The organism is Streptomyces sp. NPDC048484 (assembly GCF_040651415.1).
Taxonomy (GTDB): domain Bacteria; phylum Actinomycetota; class Actinomycetes; order Streptomycetales; family Streptomycetaceae; genus Streptomyces.
Genome location: NZ_JBEZJY010000147.1, coordinates 1 through 1,370, shown reverse-complemented (window position 1 = coordinate 1,370; position 1,370 = coordinate 1). Strand labels below are relative to the sequence as shown.

Genomic DNA, 1,370 nt, shown 5'->3' with positions numbered 1-1,370 from the left:
CCATCCGCTATACGGGTCCAGACGCCGGCGCGGCGGCCTCGCGGGCGTAGTCGGTGAGGTCTTTTGGTTGGCGGCCCGGGGCCTCCTGGACGTGGATCTTTACCTCGCCGTCGACCGGCGGCCTCTCGACAGCCAGTGTGCCGGTGTCGGCCTCGGGCACGCCCCGGGAGCTTCGTGACTACTTCAACCGTTGGCGGATGCGTTGCCGTGCCCAGGGCGCCGAGACCGTGGGCATGATCGCGGGGTGTTCATCGCGGCCGGAGGCTCAGGAACCAGTCACGTTTGCGGGCGCGGTCCAGCCGGTAGCTCGGATCCACTCGACCAGGTCCAGGGTGGCCGGCTCGATCGAGCGCACCACCGCGAGGTCCGAGGGGTTTTCCTCCGCCTTCGCGAACTGGCGGAACATCGCCTTGTCGAGGTCGTTGGGAAGCACGCTCAACGGGAGGGTCTCGTACCGTGCCGGGAGCCCGGCGCGCGCGCCGAACGCCGCGGCGATCTGGGGGCCCGTCAGCTCGTCGCCGACGAGCTCGACGACTCCGCCGGGCGCCTCCGCGATGTCGAGCAGGAGCGCGGCGGCGACCCGGCCGATGTCCCTGACCGAGATCACCTTCAGGGCGACGTCCTCCGGCAGCGGCAGCCTCAGCACGATCTCCCCATGCTCCAGGCTCGGTGCCATCACGCTCGCGAAGTTCTCCATGAAGGCGGTCGCGCGAACCATCGTGGCCCTCAGGCCGGACTTCCTCAGGTGCTCCTCGATCCAGTGCTTCGAGTCGTGGTGCGGCACACCCGACTCCCGGTCCGCTCCGAAGACCGAGTTGAACACGACGTGCGGGACGCCCCTCTCGGCCGCCGCGTCGACGAGCGCGGTACCGATGCGGATCTCCGCCTCGACCTCTTCGAGGCTGTTCGCCTCCGGGGTCATGAAGTAGAACCCCTCGACCGTCGCCAGCGCGGCGGCCAGCGACGCCGGTTCGTCGGCCCGGATGGCCGCCAGCTCGACGCCGCGGGCGGCCAGCGCCTGAGCCCGGTCGGACTGCGGGTTGCGGACCAGAGCCCGCACCCGCGCCTTGTGGTCCAGCAGCGCGTCGACCACCGCCCCGCCCTGTTGCCCCGTCGCGCCGAAGACTGCGATCGTGCCGGTCCTCTGTGTGCTCATCACTGCCACCCCTCACTAGTTCATGCCGTGAACGAAACTAGTTCACGGCGTGAACTACGTCAAGGTGCGGGTGTAGCGGGACCTCACGGTGTGATGGGCTGGTTCGAGGTGGGCGAAGAGAGGTCCGAGGTGTCCACGATGGCGGTGGCCACGCGCTCGAAGTCGCGCTGGTCGTCGGCGTCGAGGTTCCTCGCGATCTCGGGCAGGCGCTTGG

2 protein-coding genes are annotated in these 1,370 nt (G+C 69.6%); both read right to left on the bottom strand.

All coding sequences use genetic code 11. The annotated features are described in order from the left end of the window. Window positions 1–7: 7 nt before the first annotated feature. Window positions 8–160 (bottom strand): hypothetical protein, encoded by a 153-nt coding sequence (locus AB0D14_RS44980; protein WP_362791334.1) that lies wholly within the window; start codon window positions 158–160, stop codon window positions 8–10. Window positions 161–265: 105 nt separating this feature from the next. Next, window positions 266–1,156, bottom strand: a complete 891-nt coding sequence (locus AB0D14_RS44975; protein WP_362791332.1) for an NmrA family NAD(P)-binding protein — start codon at window positions 1,154–1,156, stop codon at window positions 266–268. Window positions 1,157–1,370: the final 214 nt, after the last annotated feature.

Excerpts from the sequence above, each read along its gene's own strand:
- AB0D14_RS44975 (WP_362791332.1), bottom strand. The coding sequence starts at position 1,156 with ATGAGCACACAGAGGACCGGCACGATCGCAGTCTTCGGCGCGACGGGG.